This window comes from Bradyrhizobium sp. Ses1, from assembly GCF_059512365.1.
In genome coordinates, this window is record NZ_JCAMOQ010000160.1 from 1 (window position 1) to 1521 (window position 1521).

1 protein-coding gene is annotated in these 1521 nt (G+C 63.8%); it reads right to left on the minus strand.

The features are described from left to right. Positions 1–300: 300 nt before the first annotated feature. Positions 301–1413, minus strand: coding sequence for an IS110 family RNA-guided transposase (locus AC5ZG5_RS46095; RefSeq protein ID WP_456647244.1), 1113 nt, complete (start codon positions 1411–1413; stop codon positions 301–303). Positions 1414–1521 lie beyond the last annotated feature (108 nt).

Sequence of the window (1521 nt, forward strand, 5' to 3'; positions counted from 1 at the left end):
TCAACAGCCTGCTCTCATGTTCGCAGTCAAGTAACTTGATCAAGCGGAGCCGCTCCCGGCTCAAGCGCCCGGGCGCTGGACTTTGAAGGTGTCCACGGTAGGAGGCAGGGCCAAAGACGACGGTTGATCAAGCTCTCATGCGCGGGTTGGCTACCGCATGACCGTGGTTTCGTCTTGGGGCTGCCTCGGTCTAGGGGGCGAGCGTCGGCAATGCCGGCTCATAACAGGCCACGAGGATTCCCCACCGCGCCCTGCCTCCTGCCCTGGGCACCGATATTGATATGGTGGCGCAGCCTTCTTTCAGGCGGCCGACCCGAGTTGTACTTGACGAGTGATCGCCCACAGGAAGCCGACCATCTCGCGTGCAATGGCGGTGGTGACGATCACCTTGGGTTTGCCGGCGGCCGACAAGCGGCGATAGCGGGCGCACAGCCTGACCTGGGCCTTCCAGGCGATATCGCGGATAGTTTGAGGCAGGCGCTCGTTACGGTCATGGAGCTTGCGACTGACGCGGGCTTGCATGCGATAGGTCCATGCCCCCTCGATCAGAGCCCGCCTGGCCAGAGCGTTGCCGGCCTTGGTGATGCCGCCACGTCGGATGGTGGCGCCGCTCGAATGCTCCGACGGCACGAGACCGAGAAAGGCCATCAACTGGCGGGGATTGTCGAAGCGGGAGAAGTCGCCGACCTCAGCAACCACAGTCACGGCAACGATGAAGGCGACGCCGCGCATGGCCTGCACGGCCTCTACGAATGGTGTCATCGACCATTGTGGCGCCAGCTCTTCGATCCGCTTGGTCAAGCAGTCCACACGGGCCTCAGCGTCGGTCACGGCATGAATGTAGTCCTGCAGAACGATTTGGCTCGCCGGGTGATCGAAGCGCACCGTGGTGAGCCAGCGACGGTAAGCCAGGGTCCAGCCCTTCTTGCCGGCATAGATGCGCCCATGTCGCAGCAGGAAGCCTTGGAGATGTTGCCGCGCCTTGCCGAGCACACGCATCGCCGTGGCGCGGGCTCTCACTAAGTCGCGCATGGCCTCATGCGGCGCATCCGGAACCCACACCGCTGTCAGCTCGCCGCTCCGGTGCAGCTTGGCCAGCAGCGCCGCGTCGCGCCGGTCGGTTTTAACTCGATCCCCGGCCTTCATCGGAATCAGCGAGGGCGCCACCACGATGCAGTTGTGCCCCAGTCCCGTCAGTTGTCGATGCAGGCCATATCCGCACGGACCGGCTTCGTAGCAAAAGCTTACCTGCCGGTCACCCTTGCCAAGCTTCTTCGCCAGCTTGGCGACCTGATCGGCGCGATTGGGGATGATCCCCAAGTTACGAACTTCCCCGCCGCGCATTCCTTCGGCCACCGCAACCGAAATCGTCGCCTTGTGCACATCCAGCCCCACGAAAATGCTATCGTTCATCAGGCCCGCTCCCCATGCTTGAGGCTCGGCGCCGGACCATCCGGCGCAACCCTCGATAGGAGCTTGCCGCGGGGCGGGCCGCCCGTCACCTCAGGAGGCCGAACATAG

Excerpts from the sequence above, each read along its gene's own strand:
- AC5ZG5_RS46095 (WP_456647244.1), bottom strand. The coding sequence starts at position 1,413 with ATGAACGATAGCATTTTCGTGGGGCTGGATGTGCACAAGGCGACGATT.